Annotated in this window: 23 protein-coding genes; 13 read left to right on the forward strand and 10 right to left on the reverse strand. The window is 29.3% G+C overall.

Annotated features, from left to right (window positions below; genetic code table 11):
* The first annotated feature begins 10 nt into the window (after nucleotides 1–10).
* From ACY2RW_RS06885 to ACY2RW_RS06915, 7 genes are all read left to right on the forward strand, one after another.
* Nucleotides 11–568 (forward strand): RNA polymerase sigma factor, encoded by a 558-nt coding sequence (locus tag ACY2RW_RS06885; protein ID WP_490121974.1) that lies wholly within the window; start codon nucleotides 11–13, stop codon nucleotides 566–568.
* Complete coding sequence (locus tag ACY2RW_RS06890) at nucleotides 552–1,112, forward strand: hypothetical protein (RefSeq protein ID WP_490121975.1); 561 nt, start codon at nucleotides 552–554, stop codon at nucleotides 1,110–1,112. The genes ACY2RW_RS06885 and ACY2RW_RS06890 overlap by 17 nt, the downstream gene beginning before the upstream one ends.
* Nucleotides 1,093–2,439 (forward strand): hypothetical protein, encoded by a 1,347-nt coding sequence (locus ACY2RW_RS06895; RefSeq protein WP_490121976.1) that lies wholly within the window; start codon nucleotides 1,093–1,095, stop codon nucleotides 2,437–2,439. Before ACY2RW_RS06890 ends, ACY2RW_RS06895 begins: the two co-directional genes overlap by 20 nt.
* A gap of 97 nt (nucleotides 2,440–2,536) precedes the next feature.
* Nucleotides 2,537–4,015 carry a cysteine--tRNA ligase gene (gene cysS / locus ACY2RW_RS06900; protein ID WP_490121977.1) on the forward strand — a complete coding sequence of 493 codons (1,479 nt, stop codon included), beginning with the start codon at nucleotides 2,537–2,539 and terminating at the stop codon, nucleotides 4,013–4,015.
* Nucleotides 4,016–4,127: 112 nt separating this feature from the next.
* The gene (gene yidD, locus ACY2RW_RS06905; protein WP_490121978.1) at nucleotides 4,128–4,364 is read left to right on the forward strand and encodes a membrane protein insertion efficiency factor YidD; all 237 of its coding nucleotides are present in this window, start codon (nucleotides 4,128–4,130) and stop codon (nucleotides 4,362–4,364) included.
* An 88-nt stretch (nucleotides 4,365–4,452) separates the two neighbouring features.
* The gene (gene lgt / locus ACY2RW_RS06910) at nucleotides 4,453–5,292 is read left to right on the forward strand and encodes a prolipoprotein diacylglyceryl transferase (RefSeq protein ID WP_490121979.1); all 840 of its coding nucleotides are present in this window, start codon (nucleotides 4,453–4,455) and stop codon (nucleotides 5,290–5,292) included.
* 5 nt (nucleotides 5,293–5,297) lie between these two features.
* The gene (locus ACY2RW_RS06915) at nucleotides 5,298–5,609 is read left to right on the forward strand and encodes a DUF6787 family protein (RefSeq protein ID WP_490121980.1); all 312 of its coding nucleotides are present in this window, start codon (nucleotides 5,298–5,300) and stop codon (nucleotides 5,607–5,609) included.
* Here the strand turns inward: ACY2RW_RS06915 and ACY2RW_RS06920 are convergent.
* Nucleotides 5,606–5,875, reverse strand: a complete 270-nt coding sequence (locus tag ACY2RW_RS06920; protein WP_490121981.1) for a hypothetical protein — start codon at nucleotides 5,873–5,875, stop codon at nucleotides 5,606–5,608. The two genes, ACY2RW_RS06915 and ACY2RW_RS06920, sit on opposite strands and share 4 nt — an antisense overlap.
* Nucleotides 5,876–5,959: 84 nt before the next feature.
* Between ACY2RW_RS06920 and ACY2RW_RS06925 the strand changes: the two genes are divergently transcribed.
* A complete protein-coding gene (locus ACY2RW_RS06925) occupies nucleotides 5,960–6,589 on the forward strand; it encodes an NUDIX hydrolase (RefSeq protein WP_490121982.1) in 630 nt (209 codons plus the stop codon).
* 56 nt (nucleotides 6,590–6,645) lie between these two features.
* Nucleotides 6,646–7,461, forward strand: a complete 816-nt coding sequence (locus ACY2RW_RS06930) for a lysophospholipid acyltransferase family protein (protein ID WP_490121983.1) — start codon at nucleotides 6,646–6,648, stop codon at nucleotides 7,459–7,461.
* Here the strand turns inward: ACY2RW_RS06930 and ACY2RW_RS06935 are convergent.
* The gene (locus ACY2RW_RS06935) at nucleotides 7,458–7,982 is read right to left on the reverse strand and encodes a hypothetical protein (RefSeq protein ID WP_490121984.1); all 525 of its coding nucleotides are present in this window, start codon (nucleotides 7,980–7,982) and stop codon (nucleotides 7,458–7,460) included. The genes ACY2RW_RS06930 and ACY2RW_RS06935 overlap by 4 nt on opposite strands.
* Nucleotides 7,983–8,192: 210 nt before the next feature.
* Between ACY2RW_RS06935 and ychF the strand changes: the two genes are divergently transcribed.
* A complete protein-coding gene (gene ychF / locus ACY2RW_RS06940) occupies nucleotides 8,193–9,284 on the forward strand; it encodes a redox-regulated ATPase YchF (protein WP_490121985.1) in 1,092 nt (363 codons plus the stop codon).
* A gap of 109 nt (nucleotides 9,285–9,393) precedes the next feature.
* Here the strand turns inward: ychF and ACY2RW_RS06945 are convergent, their stop codons facing one another.
* From ACY2RW_RS06945 to gcvT, 3 genes are all read right to left on the reverse strand, one after another.
* A complete protein-coding gene (locus ACY2RW_RS06945; protein ID WP_490121986.1) occupies nucleotides 9,394–10,215 on the reverse strand; it encodes a phosphatase PAP2 family protein in 822 nt (273 codons plus the stop codon).
* 81 nt (nucleotides 10,216–10,296) lie between these two features.
* Entirely contained in the window at nucleotides 10,297–10,887 is a 591-nt protein-coding gene (locus ACY2RW_RS06950) for an aspartyl/asparaginyl beta-hydroxylase domain-containing protein (RefSeq protein ID WP_490121987.1), read from the reverse strand.
* 371 nt (nucleotides 10,888–11,258) lie between these two features.
* A complete protein-coding gene (gene gcvT / locus ACY2RW_RS06955) occupies nucleotides 11,259–12,344 on the reverse strand; it encodes a glycine cleavage system aminomethyltransferase GcvT (protein WP_490121988.1) in 1,086 nt (361 codons plus the stop codon).
* 132 nt (nucleotides 12,345–12,476) lie between these two features.
* On the opposite strand from gcvT, the gene ACY2RW_RS06960 reads away from it, so the two are divergent.
* The 3 genes from ACY2RW_RS06960 to ACY2RW_RS06970 are packed head-to-tail and all read left to right on the forward strand — an operon-like array spanning nucleotide 12,477 to nucleotide 14,538.
* Entirely contained in the window at nucleotides 12,477–14,102 is a 1,626-nt protein-coding gene (locus tag ACY2RW_RS06960) for an aminopeptidase P family protein (RefSeq protein WP_490121989.1), read from the forward strand.
* Entirely contained in the window at nucleotides 14,102–14,323 is a 222-nt protein-coding gene (locus ACY2RW_RS06965) for a VF530 family protein (RefSeq protein WP_490121990.1), read from the forward strand. The genes ACY2RW_RS06960 and ACY2RW_RS06965 overlap by 1 nt, the downstream gene beginning before the upstream one ends.
* A 2-nt stretch (nucleotides 14,324–14,325) precedes the next feature.
* Nucleotides 14,326–14,538: a hypothetical protein gene (locus ACY2RW_RS06970; protein ID WP_490121991.1), complete on the forward strand. Its 213-nt coding sequence runs from the start codon at nucleotides 14,326–14,328 to the stop codon at nucleotides 14,536–14,538.
* 281 nt (nucleotides 14,539–14,819) lie between these two features.
* On the opposite strand, the gene ACY2RW_RS06975 is transcribed toward ACY2RW_RS06970, so the two are convergent.
* From ACY2RW_RS06975 to ACY2RW_RS06995, 5 genes are all read right to left on the reverse strand, one after another.
* A complete protein-coding gene (locus ACY2RW_RS06975) occupies nucleotides 14,820–17,384 on the reverse strand; it encodes a type IA DNA topoisomerase (protein ID WP_490121992.1) in 2,565 nt (854 codons plus the stop codon).
* 44 nt (nucleotides 17,385–17,428) lie between these two features.
* Nucleotides 17,429–18,595, reverse strand: coding sequence for a hypothetical protein (locus ACY2RW_RS06980; RefSeq protein WP_490121993.1), 1,167 nt, complete (start codon nucleotides 18,593–18,595; stop codon nucleotides 17,429–17,431).
* Between the two features lie 33 nt (nucleotides 18,596–18,628).
* Entirely contained in the window at nucleotides 18,629–20,752 is a 2,124-nt protein-coding gene (locus ACY2RW_RS06985; RefSeq protein WP_490121994.1) for a Tex family protein, read from the reverse strand.
* Between the two features lie 197 nt (nucleotides 20,753–20,949).
* Nucleotides 20,950–21,591, reverse strand: coding sequence for an alpha/beta hydrolase (locus tag ACY2RW_RS06990; protein ID WP_490121995.1), 642 nt, complete (start codon nucleotides 21,589–21,591; stop codon nucleotides 20,950–20,952).
* A 14-nt stretch (nucleotides 21,592–21,605) separates the two neighbouring features.
* The gene (locus tag ACY2RW_RS06995; RefSeq protein WP_490121996.1) at nucleotides 21,606–21,932 is read right to left on the reverse strand and encodes a hypothetical protein; all 327 of its coding nucleotides are present in this window, start codon (nucleotides 21,930–21,932) and stop codon (nucleotides 21,606–21,608) included.
* Nucleotide 21,933 lies beyond the last annotated feature (1 nt).

The raw sequence follows: 21,933 nt of genomic DNA on the forward strand, positions 1-21,933 counted from the left end.
GATAGTTTTAATGAAACCAATCAAACAATTACATCAACCCATTATTAACTTGTGCAAAGATAATTGCGCAAAGTCGCAAATGCAATTGTACAACTTGTATTGTAAAGCCATGTTAATAGTAGCTCATAGATATGTAAAAGATCGTTTTATAGCAGAAGACGTTATGCAAGATGCGTTTATAAAAGCGTTTAAAAACATCAAAAATTATAAAAACGAAGTCACTTTTGGAGCTTGGTTAAAGAGAATTGTTATCAACCAAAGTATAGATTATTTAAAGAAAAATAAATTAGAGCTAATAGCTATTAATGATGAGGTCTATAAAGTAGAAAATGAAGAAAATTGGAGTGTTAGAAGTGAAGTTTCTGTTGATGGAATTGTAGAAGTTATTAATAATTTAAAAGACAAATACAGGTTGGTTTTAACCATGTATTTATTAGAAGGTTATGATCATCAAGAAATATCGGAAGTATTAAATATTACAGAAAACACTTCAAGAACACATCTGTTAAGAGGAAAAAAAATATTGAAAGAACAATTAAAAAATACGAGTTATGCAGAAAGATATTAGAGAAGAGCTAAAAAATTATAAAGAATCTAATGTAGAGTTATCTACAAATCATGCTCAAAAGTTTGAAAAACTGTTGCTGTCAGAAATGCATCCACAAAAACCAAGGAAAAAAAACCTAAAATGGTTGTCTATTGCAGCATCTGTAGTATTGTTAATTAGTTTAGGAATTAAATTTTATCCCACAAAAAATATAGATACTGAAACGAATTCAGCACAGAAGGAGATAAGTTTAGGAAGTATTTCACCAGAATTTGAAACCATAGAAAAATACTATAAAAACAGTATCAATTTAGAAATCAGTCAGTTAGAATTGACAGATGAGAATAAAGAAATGGTTGATGGTTATTTATTAAAAATAGCAGAACTCATAAAAGAGTACAAATCGTTAACCAAAGAGCTCAGTACAAAAGGTGTTAACGACTCTACAATAGATGCACTAATTAGTAATTTACAATTGCGCTTACAGCTGTTACAACGTTTGAAAAAACAATTAAAACAATTAAAAAATTTAAACAATACACAAAATGAAACACAAATTATATAAACAAATATTTACACTTTTTGTTATTTGCTTTTTAGGAACTGCTTTTGCACAAAAGTTTGATAAAAAAATTACTGACAATTTTAAAGTAAATAAAGATGTAGAAATAGGCATTAATGCTACAAATACAGATATAAACGTAACTACTTGGCCTAAAAATGAAGTTCAGGTAGATGCTTTCATAGAAGTTGAAGGAATCTCTAAAAAAGAAGCTGAAAAGTATTTCAAAAATTGGAATTTTGAAGCTTTAGGTAATAAAAGAAAGGTGAAAATTACTTCTAAAGGAAATATTTCTAATGGTAAAGATTTTATCTTTTTTAATGATATGAATTTCGATTTTGAAATCCCAGAAATAACAATCCCAGATGTAGATGCTATTATAATTCCTGATATGGATTTTGATTTCGATTTAGACTTCGATTTTGATTTTGATTCAATGGAAGATATAGAAGATAATATGAAAAGAAAAGGAAGATATTCTTTTGAATACCATAATGATGATGAACATATTGTTATAAAAACTAAAAAAGAATGGGAGAAATTTAAGAAAAGTAAAAAATACAAAGAATTAAAAAAATCTTTTGAAAAAGCAAAACATAACATAAAAGTTATTGATAAGAAAAAATTGAAAGAATCTTTAGAGAAAGCAAAACTTCAAATTAAGAATATTAACAAAGAAGAAATTAAACTAGGATTGGCAAAAGCAAGAGAAACTTTAAAAAACATGAACTTTAGTTTTGGTTCTTATTCAGATGATTTAATAATTAATGGAAAAAAAGTTAAGATTAAAAAAAGAATCGAAATAAAAGTTCCAAAAGGAGCAACTTTCGACTTAAACACCAAACACTGCAAAGTAAAATTACCAAATACAGTAGCTTCTGGAAATGTAAAATACGGCACTTTTGATGCCAATAACTTAAATGGAGGTAGATTAACCATAAACTACTCTCCAGTAAATATAAACAGTTTAAATGCTTGTACTTTATTTTTAAACAATGTAACTGATGCTAAAATAGCATCAGTTACCAATACAACTATGAGTAATAATTCTTCTAAATTAGAAATTATAAAAATAAATAACAGTGTAAACTTTTCAGATAAATTCGGTAAAATTACAATTGGAGGTTTTAATCCTAATTTTGGAGAATTTATTCTTAATTTAAGTAATTCTGAAGCAATTCTTAATTTTGGAGAAGTGCATTCTAAATTTAAATATCAGGTAAACAAAGTAAAATTAAATAACGAACGTGTAAAATATTTTAAAAACGATAATAAAACTGCTAATTTACTTAAAGTTAATGGTGAGTATAGTAGTATTGTAATTAAGTAAAACACTTCTCTTTTTTTTATTAAACTTCACTCAAATTCCATTTCTCTATTCTCTATAAAGTGCCTATCTTTATCGGCTGTAAATAGTCACTTTTTTAATGGAACGCTACAAAGAAAATCAATTAAAAGTATACAACTCTCTCTCTAAAAAGAAAGAAGATTTTAAACCCATAACAGAAGGCTATGTTGGCATGTATGTTTGTGGGCCAACTGTTTATAGCAATGCACATTTAGGTAATGTAAGAACCTTTATGTTTTTTGATGTTGTGTATAGATACTTACTTCATTTAGGTTATAAAGTACGTTATGTACGTAATATTACAGATGCTGGGCATTTAGAAAACGATGCAGAACAAGGTGAAGATAAAATTGCCAAAAAAGCACGCTTAGAGCAAATAGAACCTATGGAAGTTGTGCAAATGTATACTGTAGATTTTCATAACGTATTAAAAAACTACAACTTTTTACCACCAAGTATAGAGCCAACAGCAACAGGTCATATTGTAGAACAGATAGAAATGATTAAAGAAATCATAGAAAAAGGTTTTGCGTATGAAGTAAATGGTTCTGTATATTTTGATGTTCATGAATACAACAAAAAAGAAAATTACGGAATTCTTTCAGGTAGAAAAGTAGAGGATTTAATTCATAATACACGTTCTTTAGACGGACAATCAGATAAGAAAAATCCACAAGACTTTGCACTTTGGAAAAAAGCAGACGAACGTCATATAATGCGTTGGCCATCTCCTTGGAGTGATGGTTTTCCTGGCTGGCATTTAGAGTGTTCTGTAATGAGTACAAAATATTTGGGAGAACAATTTGACATTCATGGAGGAGGAATGGATTTAAAATTCCCTCATCACGAATGTGAAATCGCACAATCGCAAACCTGCTCAGGTGTAAAACCCGTAAATTATTGGATGCATACAAATATGTTGTCTTTAAATGGTCAAAGAATGGCAAAATCTACAGGGAATTTTATTTTACCAAACGAGATTTTATCAGGGGATAATACTATTTTACCAAAACCATTTTCAGCATCAGTTGTTCGTTTTTTTAACATGCAAGCCAATTATAGAAGTATTCTAGATTTCTCTGGAGATGCCTTAGAAGCTTCAGAAAAAGGGCATGCTAAATTAATGGAAGCAGTTAATTTTTTAGAGAAGATAGAAGCAGGAAAAACATCAACTTTCGATATTCAAAATTGGAAAACAGCTTGTTATGCTGCCATGAATGACGATTTTAACACGCCTATTTTAATATCACATTTGTTTGATGCTGTAAAACTAATCAATCAAATCAAAGAGAAAAAGGCGAGTTTAACTTTAGAAGATGTAGAAGAATTTAAAAGCACTTTAAACAGTTTTGTTTTTGATGTTTTAGGGTTGATGAATGAAAACTCTCAAGACAGTTCAGAAAAGATAAATGGAGTAGTAGAGTTGTTAATTAAATTGAGGAAAGAAGCAAGAGAAAATAAAAACTGGGCATTGTCTGACCAAATTAGAGACGAATTAGTTGAACTCGGAATTCAACTAAAAGATGGGAAAGAAGGGACAACGTTTTCAGTAAATTAAATAAATAATTACGAATTGTAAATTATGAGTTACGAGTTTGTCAGTTCGAGTGATTTCGATTTTTCATCGAAATTGTATCGAAAACTTTTTTAAAACGATTAAAATTTAATTTTTGAAAAAAATACTTTCATACCCATTTATTTTATTAGTTCGTTTTTATCAAACAGCAATATCACCATTTACACCAGCAACATGCAGGTATAGTCCTACTTGTTCTCATTATACAATAGAAGCTTTGCAAAAGCATGGCTTATTTTCTGGAGGTTGGTTAGCACTAAAAAGAATTTTTAGTTGCCATCCTTGGGGAGGCAGTGGTTATGATCCTGTTCCAGAGAAAAAATATAAATAATTGTCACCTCGAGCGCAGTCGAGAGGTTTTTATAAAAATATAAGTAATTAGGTTTCGACTGCGCTCGACCAGACATAGAAAATAATATATGAGTTTTTTAGCAATAGAGTGGAACCCTTCCATTGGAATAGATTTAGGTTTTTTTACCATTCGTTGGTACAGTTTAATGTTTGTAGCAGCTTTCTTATTAGGTTTAAGATTGATGAAAAAAATCTATATAGAAGATAAAATTCCTTTAGAAAAATTGGATACAATTTTCATGTACGTTTTCATTTCTATGTTAGTAGGTATGCGTTTAGGTGATGTTTTCTTTTATAGTTGGGATTATTACCAAGACCATTTATTAGAAATTATTTTACCATTTAAAAATACAGCAGAGGGTTGGAAATTTACAGGTTATACAGGTTTTGCCAGTCATGGAGCAGCCATAGCCATACCAATTGCCATGTATTTTTATGCAAAAAAGCATTTACAAAAACCGTGGTTGTTTATTTTAGATAGATTGGCAATAATGGTTGCTTTAGCAGGGTTTTTTATACGAACAGGAAACTTTTTCAATTCAGAAATTTACGGAAAACCAACAGGTACAGATTTTGGAGTTATTTTTAAAGCTTCTGCAGAAGCAGGTAACATAGCAAGACACCCAACACAATTGTATGAAGCTTTTGGGTATTTAACCTTGTTTTTTGTAATGTGGTATTTATTTTGGAAAACAGAGAAGAAAAAGCAAACAGGTTTTTTGTTCGGTTTATTTATGGTAGTACTATGGTCTTTACGTTTTATAATTGAGTTTTTTAAAGAACCACAAGTACAGCAAAGAGGAGAAGAGTGGTTTTTTAGCCCTTTAAATACAGGGCAAGTACTAAGTATCCCACTAATTTTAATAGGTGTGTGGTTAATGTTTAGAAAAACAAAAAAAGAAGCATAACTATTATGGAAAAGTTAAAACAACGCTGGGGAATTGAAAGTAATTGGTCGCTTTTAGCAATTTTTATCGTTTTTGCAATCAACGGATCTTTTGCAGCTTGGGTAGCTAAACCAATATGTAATTTTTTAGGCTTATATCCAGAAACTATACATCCTATAATTTACTGGCCACTTAGAATTTTACTTATCTTTCCTATTTACCAATTAACACTTCCAATTGTTGGTTGGTTATTTGGGCAGTTTAAATTCTTTTGGGAATTTGAAAAAAAATTTTTGGGCAGATTAGGTTTGGGATTTTTATTCAATAAAGAAAATTAAGCATTAGTACTATTTTCTATTTCTTGTTTTTTAAAAACATAAGTATAAAACCACATTATTGTAAAAGTTGGTATAAAGTCTGAAAAAGGAAAAATCTCTTCTACAAAACTAACAATACCAGCAATTTTTCCTTCTTTACCTTTGTACATTCTTGTTATTAAATAACTGGAGGTTGGTGCCCAAATTAAATCAAAAAAAGGAATTGGAACCATACCAATAGCATCAAAAACAATACTTAAAGCTAAGTTTTTATATTTTTTATTCATATTTATTATTTAAATCAAAATTCTTGCCAAAGACTATTTTAAGTAAATGTGATTTAATAAATTTGTTAAATGTAATTATTTCTTGTGAATTTTATAGATTTCAAAAATAGAATCGAACAACAAAATACTGCCAAGTTAGGAGGTTTAGAAGCACAATTTAAACTAGCCCCTAAGTTAAGGTTAAAATACAATGCAGATAAAATAAAGGCAAATAACCCTAAAAAAGCCGCAACTTTGGCGCTTTTTTATCCTAATGAAAAAAATGAAACTTGTTTTTTATTAACGCAAAGAGCAAGTTATAAAGGCACACATTCTGCTCAAATAAGTTTTCCTGGTGGTAAAATTGATAAAGCTGACAAAAACCTTCAAGAAACAGCTTTAAGAGAAGCACATGAAGAAGTTGGTATACTACCAGCTACAATAAATGTTGTTAGAGAATTGACAGATGTTTATATACCTCCAAGCAATTTTTTAGCGACTCCATTTTTAGGTTTTTTAAATAAAAGACCAAAATTTAAAATTAATTACGAAGTAAAAAGTATTATTGAAGTTACTTTAGAAGAGTTATTAAGTGATGCTAGCTTAACAACAGTAAATATGAACACATCTTACATGAAAAATATAGATGTACCTTGCTTTAAGTTAAATGGATTTATTGTTTGGGGAGCAACAGCTATGATGCTTTCAGAAATTAAAGAATTATTAAAACATTAAATTTTACTTTTTGTTTTGTAAATTTGCCTTTAACCAAGTATTAAACAAACTAACGAATGCCTTTATTTAAAAGAAATCCTTTTGGTCATATTTTATTTTTAAAAAAATGGATCATCAGAATTTTCGGACTCGTTTCTCATGGGAGATACCGTAAATTTAACAACTTGCAGATAGAAGGTTCTGAGATTTTAAGAGACTTACCAGAATCTGGTGTATTGTTTATTTCTAACCATCAAACTTATTTTGCAGATGTTGCTGCTATGTTTCACGTATTTAATGCATCTTTAAGTGGTAGAGATGATACAATTAAGAATGTAGGATACATTTGGAACCCAAAACTAAACATTTATTTTGTTGCAGCAGGAGAAACAATGCGTTCTGGTTTATTACCAAAATTATTTGCTTATGCAGGTTCTGTTTCTATTGATAGAACTTGGAGAAGTGCTGGTAAGAATGTAAACAGGCAAGTAAAAAATTCTGATATTTCTAACATAGGTACTGCAATAAAAGATGGTTGGGTTATTACTTTTCCTCAAGGAACAACAACTCCTTTTAAACCTATTAGAAGAGGTACAGCTCATATTATTAAAACTTACAAACCTGTTGTTGTACCCATAGTTATTGATGGTTTTAGACGTTCTTTTGATAAAAAAGGACTGAACATAAAAAAAAGAAATGTACTACAATCTATGGTAATTAAAGAACCATTAGATATTGATTATGAAAACGAAGATATTGCAGAAATTGTAACTAAAATAGAATATGCAATTGAGCAACATCCCTCTTTTTTAAAGGTACTTTCTAAAAAAGATGCAGAAGCATATTTAAAAGAAGAAGAAGAACTTAATAAAAAACGTGAGTTTTGGAGTTAATAATAAAACAAGCCAACCTCTAATCCTATAAAAAAACTGTACCTTCTTACTTTAAGATTGTGCATTTCTTTTAAATCTGTTCTCTCTGTAATTTGATTTAAGATGCTAATTTTAAATCGATTGTTAATTTTGTATGCAAGTTGTATTGTTCCAGACCAACTCATGGTGTTCTTTCTTCTGTTAATTACCCCTAAACCTATTATTGTAGAAGTATACAAATCTAAATCATCAAGAAATGGCTTGAATGTGTAACCAAATGTAGCTCCATATCTAGAATACGCCTCTTTTAAATTAGCTTTTTCATATTCTATTTCATAAATAAAATACCCAATATTTTGCTCTTTCGCTTCAAATTTTATTTTACTAATAAAATTTAAAGTTCCAGGTTTGTTTCCTCTTTCATCACCAAAAGCTAATAGTTTTAGATCGTGATGAAAAGAAAACTGAATTGCCTTTTGTGAGTGTATACTACAAACAATGAGCAGTAAGAAAAAGAGGAGGGAATTTTTCTTTTTAATCATTACTATAAATTAAACACTGTATTTCTAAAGGTAGTTAAAATATTTTTTACAAGTAATAAGTATATTTAGTAAATTCTAAAAACTATATTTGCACTCGCAAAATTTACTGTTATTTGAATTTTTTATAATAGTAATTATTTTAAATTATTAACTTTAATTAAAATACCCATTATAGTTCTCTTTCCTAAGGAAAGGGTTAGGGATAGGAATATGAAAGCTGGAATTGTAGGATTACCAAACGTAGGGAAATCAACTTTATTTAATTGTTTATCAAATGCAAAAGCGCAAAGCGCAAACTTTCCCTTTTGTACAATAGAACCTAATTTAGGAGTTGTAAATGTACCTGATAAAAGAATTGAAAAATTAGAAGAATTGGTAAACCCAGAACGTGTTTTACCTGCAACTGTAGAAATTGTAGATATTGCTGGTTTGGTAAAAGGAGCAAGCAAAGGAGAAGGTTTGGGAAATCAGTTTTTGGCAAATATTAGAGAAACTGATGCAATTTTGCATGTCTTACGTTGTTTTGATAATGAAAACATTATTCATGTAGATAATTCTATAGACCCAGTTAGAGATAAAGAAACCATTGATATCGAATTGCAATTAAAAGATTTAGAAACGGTTCAAAAAAGACTGGAAAGAGTAAAAAGAACAGCAAAAACTGGAAATAAAGAAGCACAAGCAGAATTAGTTGTTCTGTTAAAAGTGGAAGAAACTTTATTAAAAGGACAATCTGTAAGAACTTTAGATTTTTCTGAAAAAGAGTTAGAGTTTGTTCACCCTTTGCAATTCATTACTTTAAAACCAGTACTATATGTTTGTAATGTTGATGAAAATTCTGCGGTTTCTGGAAATGATTATGTAGAAAAAGTGAGAGAAGCTGTAAAAGATGAAGATGCAGAAGTTATTGTATTAGCAGTTGGCACAGAAGCAGATATTACAGAGCTAGAAGATTATGAAGAACGCCAAATGTTTTTAGAAGATATTGGTCTAGAAGAAGCAGGAGTTTCACGTTTGGTGCGTTCTGCTTATAAATTATTAAACTTACAAACTTATTTTACAGCAGGAGTAAAAGAGGTAAGAGCTTGGACAATTCCTATTGGTTCAACTGCGCCACAAGCAGCAGGAGTAATACATACCGATTTTGAAAAAGGATTTATTAGAGCTGAGACTATTTCTTACGAAGATTATGTTACTTATGGTTCTGAATCTAAAGTAAAAGAAGCTGGTAAAATGAGAGTAGAAGGTAAAGAATACATTGTTAAAGATGGTGATGTTATGCATTTTAGATTCAATGTATAACTTCTTTATGTATTTTTAAATTTTATTTTGACTTTTATTGAGAAATATCAACATAAAAATATAAAACCCAATGAGAAATCGTTGGGTTTTGTATTATAATTATTTTTTCTTAAAACTGATACCTAAAACTAATTGCTTGGTAATTTTCGCCAAAAAAGTTTTGTTCCATAACTGGTTTAAAAGAAACTGAAGAGTTTTCTTTTTTATGCAATTCAGGAATGTAGTACCCAGCTAAAGCACCTAGACCATATCCTAATAATACATCTGTAAGAAAATGTTGTCCAGCTTTCATTCTATAATATCCAACAGCTGCTGGTAAAATTGCTGCTCCTGCATAAACATAAGGAATTGCTTTAGAATTAGGATGAAAATCTTGAAATACTTTGGCTGCGAAAAAAGTAGCTGTGGCTGTAGCTGCAACATGACCCGAATAAAAAGACCTAGTGGCTGTTACACTTTTACGTTGATTTAAAGGAGCATCTGTACCATATACATAAGGCCTAGCTCTATTGGATAGACCTGCAGAAATTGTAAATAATGCAGAAGTAGTCGCTAAACTTTCTATATAAATACCAAATAACTGTCCAGCATGTTTATTTGCTTTATCATCTAAAAGAAGTGCAAAAGGAGCTGCAAAAGAAATGGCAAAAGGAATATCACTTATTTTACTAGCACTTTCAGAATAATTTCCAGCAACCCATTTATCCATAAAATTAATGTTGTTAATTTCACTTCTAATTCTTGCCAAATCAGCATCCGAATATGAATCTTTATTAGATATAATTAACAAACCACCAGCAGTTGCAGCAAAAGCTGCACCAGTCCAAATACCATCTCTTTTCCATCTCCATTCATAAGGAGATTCGTTTTGTTGAGCATTTGTAATTTGACTTGTTAATATCAGTATAATAATAATTTTAAAAAATCGCATAATTTCTTTTTTTACAAAGAAAGTAGGAATCTAAAATTTTAATTATCTCAAATCATAAAAAAATTACCTCAAAAAAATATGTTAAGCTTTTAAGATGAGATCTCTTAACCACTTATTTGGTACTAAGTCTATAGTTAAGTTTATGCGTTCTTCAGTTCCTTTATTAATAACTTCGTGTGGTTTTGTTAAATCTAGATACCAGCATTCACCAGGTTTCATATGAACAGGTGTTTTATTTAAATTAAAAACCATTTCTTTATTATTTAAAATAGGAATTGTTAATCTAATAACAGATTTCTGTACTTCTAAACCTAAAGTTGGGTCTGTATGTTCTTTTACAACAGAATTTGGTGCTAAACGAAGTAGTCTAACCAAAGTAACTTTTGTATGTTTTTGAAATGATGTTACAATACTTTTTAAATAAGGCGATTTTTCTAAATCTGGTGTGTTTAACCAATCTGTCCAAGAACCATCTGCGTAATCTTTTGCTGGAGGAGGAAATGGCAATGAAGTATTTACTAAATGTGCAGGTGCTCTTAACTGAATTACTTTGTAATAAATATATTGGTCTTCTGCTAGAACTCTTGTCTCTTTTAAAAGTGTATCAACATTATAATAAAAGGGTAGTTGAATTCTATCTTTTGTTTTCTTTAAAGTTTGATTGTCTAACATATAAAACGGATTTTTAGGTATTCTAAAATTAACAATAGTTACATTAACAAAAAGGAGTGAAACTACGTGATTTTTAAATCCCCAAACTTTTATATGTTTATGATTAAAGAAACTTTTAAATATTTATATGCAGGTTATTAAAGTTAGATTCTGCGTAAAAAAAACAAACAAGAACTTTTTTGCTTACAAAAAAGAGGCTGTCTTAAAAGTATTAAAATTTGTCATTTCTGTAATGAAGAAATCTTATTTCTTCAAAATCAATGACATAGATTTTTCTACAAAGCCTGTCTTGAGCGAAGACGAAAGGCTCAAAATAACAGATAAATTAACTTTTCAGACAGCCTCTTTAAATCAATATATACAATAAAACATTATCCCTTATAAAAAGGCAACTTAACAATAGTTGCAGGAATCGCTTTTTTACGAACCTGAATGTGTATTTGTGTTCCAGATTTTGCAAAAATTCTTGGTACATAGCCCATACCAATTCCTTTTTCTAAACAAGGACTCATTGTGCCAGAAGTTACATTACCAATAATGTTTCCATTGCCATCTACAATATCATAACCTTGTCTTGGTATGCCTCTATCATCCAATTCAAAAGCAACTAATCTTCTTTCTGGTTTGTGTTCTTTTTCTTTGGCCAAAGCCTCAGCATTCACAAAGTCTTTTGTAAATTTTGTAATCCAGCCTAAACCAGCTTCAATAGGAGATGTTGTATCATCTATATCATTTCCATACAAACAATAACCCATTTCTAAGCGTAAAGTATCTCTAGCAGCCAAACCAATGGGCTTGATACCAAAATCTGCTCCAGCTTCCATTACTTTATTCCAAACTTGTTCTACCTCAGAATTTTTACAATAAATTTCAAATCCGCCAGAACCTGTATATCCAGTCGCAGAAATAATAACGTTTTCTATTCCAGCAAAATCGCCTATTTTAAATTTATAAAAAGGAATATCTGCCAAATCTAAAGAAGACAAAGGTTGCATTGCTTCTACAGCTTTTGGTCCTTGGATGGCTAATAAAGAATAATCTTCTGATAAATCTCTTAAATCAGCTCCAAACTCTTTGTTATATTTAGAAATCCAGTTCCAGTCTTTTTCAATATTAGAAGCATTTACAACTAATAAATAGGTGTTTTCTTTAATTCTATAACAAATTAAATCATCTACAATTCCGTTTTCTGTATTTGGGAAACAACTGTATTGTGCATCTCCAATTGCTAATTTAGAAGCATCATTAGAGGTTACTTTTTGTATTAAAGCTAAGGCATTTTCGCCTTCTACTAAAAACTCACCCATGTGACTTACATCAAAAACCCCAAGAGATTCTCTTACTGTTAAGTGTTCTTTGGTTACACCTTCATATTGTACAGGCATATTATAGCCTGCAAAAGGAATCATTTTAGCTCCTAAATCTTGATGCACTTTTGCCAATGCAATATCTTTCATATATAGATTTCTTAAAATTTAGGCTAAAATATTGAAAAATTCGCAATTATCAATCACTAATTTTTTGTTAATATTTCTGCAAAAAAAATAAATAATATTACATTTACACACCAACCTTATAAACACTTAAAAATGAAGATTTCAAAATTCTTTTTTATAGCATTTTTAGCGATTTCTCTAAACAGCTTTTCGCAAACTCCAACCGATTTTCTATCAAAAGAATTTCATAAGGAAAGACGTGCTACTTTGCGTGCAAAAATGCCTAAAAACTCTGTTGCTGTAGTTTTTTCTAACCCTTTAAGAAATAGAGCAAATGATGTAGATTATGTGTTTCATCAAGATCCAAACTTCTATTATTTAACTGGTTACAGAGAGCCTAATGGAGTTTTGGTAGTTTTTTCTGACAATCAAACAGATGAAAATGGAACAACTTACAACGAAATTTTATACGTCCAAAAAAGAGATAAAAGAGCAGAGCAATGGAATGGAAAACGTTTAGGAGTTGAAGGTGCTAAAAAGGAATTAGGTTTTGAAATGGCATTTAATGCAAAAGATTTTTTGAATTCAAATATCAACTTTAAAAATTTTGATAAAGTTTTTGTTGATGGTAAATTTAAGGATGATTATAGAAATTTAAGTGGTGCAGATGTTTTTGATTTGGTAAAGAGTTTTAAACTAAAAGCAGAGTACAATCCAGCTTTATACTTATCAAGAGCCAAGGAATATGTGTATAATAATATTGTAAATACACCAGTAGAAAGCAGTGCAAATGTGGTGCAAATTATTACAAGAATAGAAGGTAGATTCTCAGAAATTAAAGAAGATAAACTAATTAATGAATATAAAAATGCAACTACAAATGCTTTAAAGAAAGAAATAAAGCAAAAAGTTACTGTTGCATTAAAACCCCAAACAAATATTGATGTCGATTTTTTAGCAAATCAGCTTGCAGATATGAGAGAGATAAAAACTGCAGAAGAGCTAAAATTATTAACCAAAGCAATTAGAATTTCTGCTGTTGGGCAGATAGAAGTAATGAAAGCTATGAAGCCACACATGTCTGAAACAGAATTACAAGGAATTCATGAGTTTGTATACAAAAAGTATGGTGCAGAATATGAAGGATATCCTTCTATAGTAGGTGCAGGAAACAATGGTTGTATTTTACATTATATAGAAAATAATAAAACCAAAGTAGGTAATGATTTGGTTTTGATGGATTTAGGAGCAGAATATAGAGGGTATACAGCAGATGTAACTAGAACAATTCCTGCAAATGGTAAGTTTACAAAAGAGCAAAAAGCAATTTATGATATTGTTTATAAAGCTCAAGAAGCAGGAATTAAAGCAAGTGTTGTTGGAGCAGGTTTTGGAGCGCCAAATGCAGCATCTAAAGCAGAAATTGATAAAGGATTATTGGCATTAGGTATTATAAAAACAATTGATGAAAAGCACAATTATTTACCACATGGAGTATCACATTATTTAGGTTTAGATGTGCATGACCCTGGAACTTATGGAGTTTTTAGAGCAAATTCTGTAATTACTGTAGAGCCTGGAATTTATATTCCAGAAGGTAGTCCTTGTGACAAAAAATGGTGGGGTATTGCAGTAAGAATTGAAGACGATATTTTAATTACAGAAAATGGCCCAGTAAACCTTTCTGCAGAAGCACCTAGAACTTCAAAAGAAATCGAAAAAATGATGAAGAAAAAATCTGTTTTAGATGAATTTGTATTACCTAATTTAGATAATTAATGAGTAAAGAACAACCCAATAACCCAATGCATGGTATAAAATTGGCAACAATTTTAGAACAACTTTTTAAAGAATATGGTTGGGAGGAGTTAGGTAATATTTTAAATATAAAAGCATTTCAAAACAACCCAACTTATAAATCAAGTTTAAAATTTTTAAGAACTACACCTTGGGCAAGAGAAAAAGTAGAAAAATTTTACGAAAAAAATATGCTTAAGTAATTATGAGTCAGGTATTTATAATTTTATTAATAGCTACTTGCTTTTGGTCTTTAACAATAACTGTTACTGCTATTATTAAAATTTTATCAAACGATTTTAAAAGTGAAAAATCAACATGGATTTTAATTTCAATGATTGCTGTTATTGGACCAATACTTTGGATTACGAAAGGTAAAAAACTGCTGATAAAAAATAGTAATTCTGGTAAACAATAATTGAAGTTTTTTGGAGCTATTTCCTGCTTTCACTATTCGCTTTTTTTGCATAAAAATGCAAAAAAGAGTTCAAAAAATTACCCTGTCTTGAGCGAAGTCGAAAGATTCAATCAGGGATAGACTTATTTGTTAGTTTTATTTAAATATTACAAGTTCTTGATTTTTATATTTTTAATTTGCTTTGTCATTCCTGCGAAGGCAGGAATCCATAAATAGTTTTTAGAATATAAATTAACAAAGTTTAGATTCCTGCTTTCGCAGGAATGACAAATCTGCAAAAATTATCTCGAAATTATGTCCAAAACCAATTCTTTTGTCAAAGCTTTACCATTAGCTGCTTTTTTAATATCATCAAAAGTAAAAACAAAATCACAACCTGTTTTATAATCAGAACAACCATAGGCAGTTTTGCCTTTTAAAATGAATCCTTTTTTACATTTTGGACAAGGGATTTTTTCAATTTTATCATTCTGAGTTTGTCGAAGAATCTTTTGACTAGAAGAGCTTTCTCGATTTCGTTCTGCTTTACTCGAAATAACATTTGGCTTGTCATTTCGACTTTGTGGAGAAATCTCTTTATTTTGTAGAGACTTCTCGACTGCGTTCGAAGTGACATTACTATTGTCATTCTGAGCTTTTCGAAGAATCTCATTAGCATTCTTTTTAGGTTCAAATTTCAGCCCAAAAGTCTCATCAAAACGAATTAAACCTTCTGTAGATTTTCCATCAACTTTAAAACCTTTTAAATTGGTTGTGCAACCTTTGTCAATCAATCTTATCAATTGATTTTCAGAAACTTTCTTTCCGTAAATTTCAAACGGAATTTTTAAATCGCAATTATTCTTATATTCAGAACAACCAAAAGCAGAAGAACCTTTTAATAATTGTCCTTTTTTGCATTTGGGACAGGTTTTACCAACAACTTGCTTTTTCGCTTTTTTGTCATTCTGAGCTTTTCGAAGAATCTCCTTATTATTGGTTGATTGCTTCATTTCATTCGCAATGACAGCAGAAATTCGTTTTTTAGAAGTATTGGAACGCACTTCATATACCAATTCATCTACCATTTTTTTCATATTTTTTATGAAAGTTCCAGCATTGAATTCTCCACGTTCAATTTCTTTCAAACGTTTTTCCCATCTACCAGTTAATTCAGCAGATTTCAACAATTCATTGTCAATAATATTAATTAAATCGATTCCTGTTTGTGTAGGGATTACCAATTTCTTTTTACGCTCAATATATTTTCGTCTGAATAAAGTTTCAATAATACTTGCTCTGGTTGATGGTCGTCCAATGCCATTTTCTTTCATCAACTCTCGCATTTCATCATCATCTACTTGTTTTCCAGCAGTTTCCATGGCTCTTAATAAAGAGGCTTCTGTATAATTTCTTGGAGGTTTGGTTTCTTTTTCTAAAAAAGAAGGTTCGTGTTTTCCTTTTTCTCCTTTGACAAAGTTGGGTAGTAAATTTTTATTATTATTATTAGATTTTTCAACTGCGCTAGAAATGGCATTGGATCTCTCATTGTCATTTCGACCTTGTGGAGAAATCTCATTTTTTTTAACTTCAAAAACAACTCTCCAACCTTTATTTATGATTTCTTTTCCAGTTGTTTTAAAAGGAACATCAGCAGCTTTACCAATTACAGAGGTGTTAGAAACATCAGAATCTGGATAAAAAACAGCAATAAATCTTTTAGTAATAATATTATAAACTTGTTGTTGATTGTATTGTAAGTTTCCTTGAATTCCTGTTGGAATTATGGCATGGTGATCTGTTACTTTTTTATCATCAAAAACACGTTTGGTTTTCTTTATTTTTTTACCTAAAAGCGGTTGCGTTAATTCGTTATAGTTTGTTAATTTAGATAAAATTCCATGCACTTTTGGGTACAAATCATTAGGTAAAAAAGTAGTGTCTACTCTTGGGTAAGTAACTACTTTCATTTCATACAACTTCTGAACAATTTTCAAAGTTTCATCCGCAGAAAATCCAAATTTATTGTTGCAATACACTTGTAACCCTGTTAAATCAAACAATTTTGGTGCGTATTCTTTTCCTTTCTTTTTAGTAACAGAAACAATTTCGAATTCAGATTGTGCAACTTTATCTGCTAAAATTTGTCCATCTTCTTTTTTTAGAAAACGCCCATCTTCATAATTAAAAAGCGTATTTCTATAAGTAGTTTGTAACTCCCAATAAGGTTGTGGTTTAAAATCTCGAATTTCAAAATAACGATTCACCAACATTGCTAGAGTAGGAGTTTGCACTCTACCAACAGACAATACTTGTTTGTAACCACCAAATTTTACGGTGTATAAACGTGTTGCGTTTAAACCTAATAACCAATCTCCAATAGCTCTAGAATATCCTGCATAATACAAATTATCGTATTTTTCTGAAGATTCTAAGTTTTCAAAACCCTCTTTTATGGCTTCTTCTGTAAGTGATGAAATCCATAAACGTTGCACTTTTCCTTTATAATTACATTGATTAATTACCCATCTTTGAATCAATTCTCCTTCTGTTCCTGCATCCCCACAATTGATAACGACATCTGCTTTTTTAAATAAACTTTTTACAATATTAAATTGTTTTTTAATACCTGCATCTCCAGTTACTTTTGTGTCAAAGCGTTCAGGAAGCATGGGTAAGTTGTTCAAATCCCAACTTTTCCAATGTGGTTTATAATCTTTAGGTTCTAAAAGTGTGCACAAATGCCCAAAAGTATAGGTTACAGCATAGCCATTACCTTCATAGAAACCATCACGTTTTGTTTTGGCTCCTAGAATGTTAGCAATCTCTCTTGCTACACTTGGTTTTTCGGCTATACAGACTTTCATTTATGTTTTTTGTAAATTCGAAAATAGGAAAATATTTGTTATAATTATTCCTTTTTTTCTTTTTCAAATGATTCCACTAAATCCTTTTTAAAAACCTTTACATTCTTATTACTAGACTCAAAGAAAATATATTCGTTTGTTGCTAAAATAAAATCATAGTTTATGATTTTATCATTAAGATTTTTGTCTTTAAAAACAATTTTTAAATTTACTTTTTCATCACTATGATACTCTGAAACTGCTTTGGTTGATAATCCTACGAAAAAAATAGAAGTAAATAATAAAACAGGAAAAATTTTTAAAGGGTTTTTAAAATATTTAAAACTAATGTTTTGTATTACTATTAGAGTTAGAAGAAATGAAGGTAGTAATAGGTTTTTGTATAAGAAATTTTTAAGATAAATATACCCAACAATATAATATGCAACTACACTTATTATAACAACATAATCTTTTATTTTTCTGTTGAGTTTAACTTGAGGATTTTTTAAAGTAGCAAAATCATTTTTTAATTCTATTAAATTAAAAAGTAATATAATTAATGTAACTATTCCTCCAATAAGTGCAGTTTGAATTTGTTCAATAGAGCTACTAACATAATCAGAAAGATTGAAGAAATAACCAATATTGAGATCATACAAACTAAAAAGAATTTTATTATATAAATAACCTCCACAAAATATTACTGTACTTGTAAGTGTTAGATATGATAAGATTTCTTGAAGAGAAAAGTTTATTTTAAATGCTGTTCTATCAAGTAGTTCCTCATAATCATTTTTGATTATTTTTTTTAATTCTTTTTTAACTTTTTTTATTGAAACATTTTCAATGTTATCAAAAATTACTTTTTTAGGCTTTTTATCTATATTAATTATATCTTTTTCTAGAGTCTTATTTATAGAGTTTTGTATTTTAAAATACAAATCTGTAAACTGTAATACTTTTTCATCTTTATATGAAAAATCAAGAATTTCTTTTAATTCATTATTTTTAGTTAATTTTATTTTTAAGATATGATTAGTTAATTCATATGTAGTATTATCCTCTGATTCATTATAACCATAATTTTTAAAATTATTTATTATTCTTATTCTTGTGAAAATGCACCATTTTATAAAATTTTGTAATTCTATTTTCTTTTTAAAATTAGATATATAAAACTTAAGTTTTATTTTGTAATACAACTTTATTATATAATTAAATATTCTCATATTTTGTAGTGATTTTATTTTATTACAATATAATCATTTCACCAAAGCCAATTGAATTCGCTTTCTAACTGCATCAACTTCTAAAATTTTTACTACAATTTGTTGTTGTAAAGACACAATGGTATTGACATCTTTTACAAAAGTATCTGATAAATTAGAAACGTGAATTAAACCACTTTCTTTGATACCAATATCTACAAAACAACCAAAATTGGTGATGTTATTTACAATACCTGGTAAGATTTGCCCTATTCTTAAATCGCTAATGGTTTTAATATTGTCATCAAAGGCAAATGCTTTAGCCTTTTCTCTTGGATCAACACCTGGTTTTTCTAATTCTTTAATAATATCTTTTAGAGTAGGCAAACCAACAGTTTCAGTAATATAATTATTAAACTTAACTTTTTGCAGAATTTCTTTTTTACCAATTAAATCGTCAACTTTAATTTTTAAATCTTTTGCAATTTTATCAACAACAGCATAACTTTCAGGATGTACTCCAGAATCATCTAAAGGATTTTTTGCGTTTTTAATTCGTAAAAAACCTGCTGCTTGTTCATACGCTTTTCCTCCTAATCTTGGTACTTTTTTAATATCATTTCTAGATGAAAAAGAACCATTTTCGTTTCTGCAGGTTACAATGTTTTCCGCCAATTTTGGTCCAATTCCAGAAACATAACTCAATAAAGATTCACTAGCAGTATTTATGTTTACACCTACAGTGTTTACACAACTTTCAACAGTTGTGTCTAGTGCTTTTTTTAGTTTTGTTTGGTCTACATCATGTTGATATTGTCCAACTCCAATAGATTTTGCATCAATCTTAACCAATTCAGCTAAAGGGTCTTGCAATCTTCGTCCAATTGAAACAGCTCCACGAACTGTCACATCATAGTTTGGGAATTCATCTCTTGCAATTTTAGAAGCAGAATAAATGGATGCACCAGCTTCACTCACAACAAAAACATCAACCTTAGTTTTAAACTGAACTTTTTTAATAAATTGCTCAGTTTCTCTAGATGCTGTTCCATTTCCAATAGCAATTGCTTCAATTTTATAAGATTCTGCCAAAGAACTGATTTTCTTAATGGCTTCAATGGTTTGTTTTTGAGGTTCGTGAGGAAAAATAGTTTCATTGTGTAACAAATCTCCTTGCTCATTTAAGCAAACCACTTTACAGCCTGATCTAAAACCAGGATCTATTGCCAATGTTCTTTTTTCTCCTAAAGGTGCACCTAATAGCAACTGTTTTAGGTTTTTTGCAAAAACAGTAATGGCTGCATCATCTGCTTTTTCTTTGGCAATAGTTAAGGCTTCATTGGATAAAGAAGGAAATAATAATCGTTTAAAAGCGTCTTGAATTGCCAATTGGATTTGAGAAACACACTCGTTATTAGAACGAATAATTCTATCTTCCATTTTTTGAAGTACTCTTTCAGTATCAATTTCTAATTTTATGCGAATAAAACCCTCGTTTTCTGCTCGTAAAATTGCCAATAATCTGTGTGATGGGATTCTGTTTAAAGATTCGCTCCAATCAAAATAATCTTTGAATTTTTGCGCTTTTTCACTATCAATTTCTTTCTTTATTACCTTTGACGAAATCGTTGAATAACGTTCTAATTCACGACGAATATGAGTTCTGATATCTGTTCTTTCGTTAATCCATTCTGCAATAATAAAACGCGCTCCTTCTAAAGCATCTTCAATAGTTTTAACATCTTTAGAAGTATGTTTAGAAGCAGTATATTCCAAATTATTTACACGCTGACTCATAATCATTTTAGCCAAAGGTTCTAAACCTTGTAAACGTGCAGTTTCTGCTTTGGTTTTTCGTTTCTTCTTAAAAGGTAAATACAAATCTTCTAAAGCAATTAAATTTTTAGAATTATTTATTTTTTGAGTTAATTCATCAGATAAAACATTTTGTTCTTCTAACGTTTTTAAAATCGCTTTTTTGCGTTTTTCTAAAGCTTCATAAGTTTCTTTAAATTTTACAATTTCACTAATTTGTACTTCATCTAAATTGCCAGTCATTTCTTTTCTATACCTGCTTATAAAAGGAATAGTTGCATCTTCATTTAGTAATGAAATTGTGTTTGATACAGATTTTTCTGATAGCTGAGTTTGTTGAGTTATATATTGAAGGATTTGCATTTATTATCTTTTAATTTATCTATTATTTTGAGCCTTTCGTCTTCGCTCAAGACAGGCTTTGTAGAAAAATATATGTGATTGATTTTGATTAAATAAGATTTCTCCTTTACAGAAATGACAAATTTTAATACTTTTCAGACAACCTCGACTAAGATACTTTATTTTGTGTTTTTCTTGAGCGAAATTATTTGTAAAACTTATAATCGTTTTTCAATCCAAGTTTTAAAACTATAAAAGTTTTGTGGTGCAACTCCATGACCTACAGGATATTCAGAATATTCGCATTGTAAACCTAAATTATCTAAAAAAGGTTTTGTATTTCTTGCCCAAGCTACAGGTAAAACTTGGTCTACAGTTCCATGAGAAGCATAGTAATTTGTAGTAATCTCTTTAGAAATTATTTTAGGTAGTAAATCTGTATTTATATAACCGCTCAAAGCAATTACATTCTGGACTTTATTTGGGTAGAAAAAACTTAAAGAATAGCTTAAAATTGCACCTTGACTAAAGCCTAATAAAAATGTTTTATCTGGATTTGTGTTGTATTTTACTTTAATTTCATCAATAAAAGTAGCTATTTTGTCTATAGATTCTTTGGCTTGAGTTAAATCTGAAAATTTTCCGTTTACATCATCAAAATTAATAGCATACCAAGCATAACTTCCAAAACCCATAGAATAGGGTGCTTGGGCACTAATAATTAAAAAATCTGCAGGTAATTCTTCTGCAAAAGAAAACAAATCTTGTTCATTACTACCATAACCATGCAATAAAACTAATAAAGGCGGGTTTTCTATTTGTTTTTTAGGTTCTCTTATTAGGTAATGTAAGTTATTCATAAATAGTTGTTTAATTAAATACTTTTAAACCAATCTTGAAAATGATCACCAAAAATTGGAACTTTTTTTTCATCACCTTTTATACAGCCAATAAAACTAATTAACCATAAGACGAATATGATAACTGCAAAAATCCAGCCAACAAAACCACCTATTAAGTCGTAAATAACCCACTTGTTAATAATGATAAGTATATTAATTCCTATCATTTGTCTGATATAAAAATTGGCAAAAGAATTTTTTTTACTGTTATTTAAGATAAAAGCAATAATTAAACCTATTAACCATAAATGACTGATAATTGCAAAAGTTTTACCTTCGTTTACTGTTTGGTTTTTCATA

The sequence above is a fragment of the Polaribacter sp. 2305UL8-11 genome, from assembly GCF_058147165.1.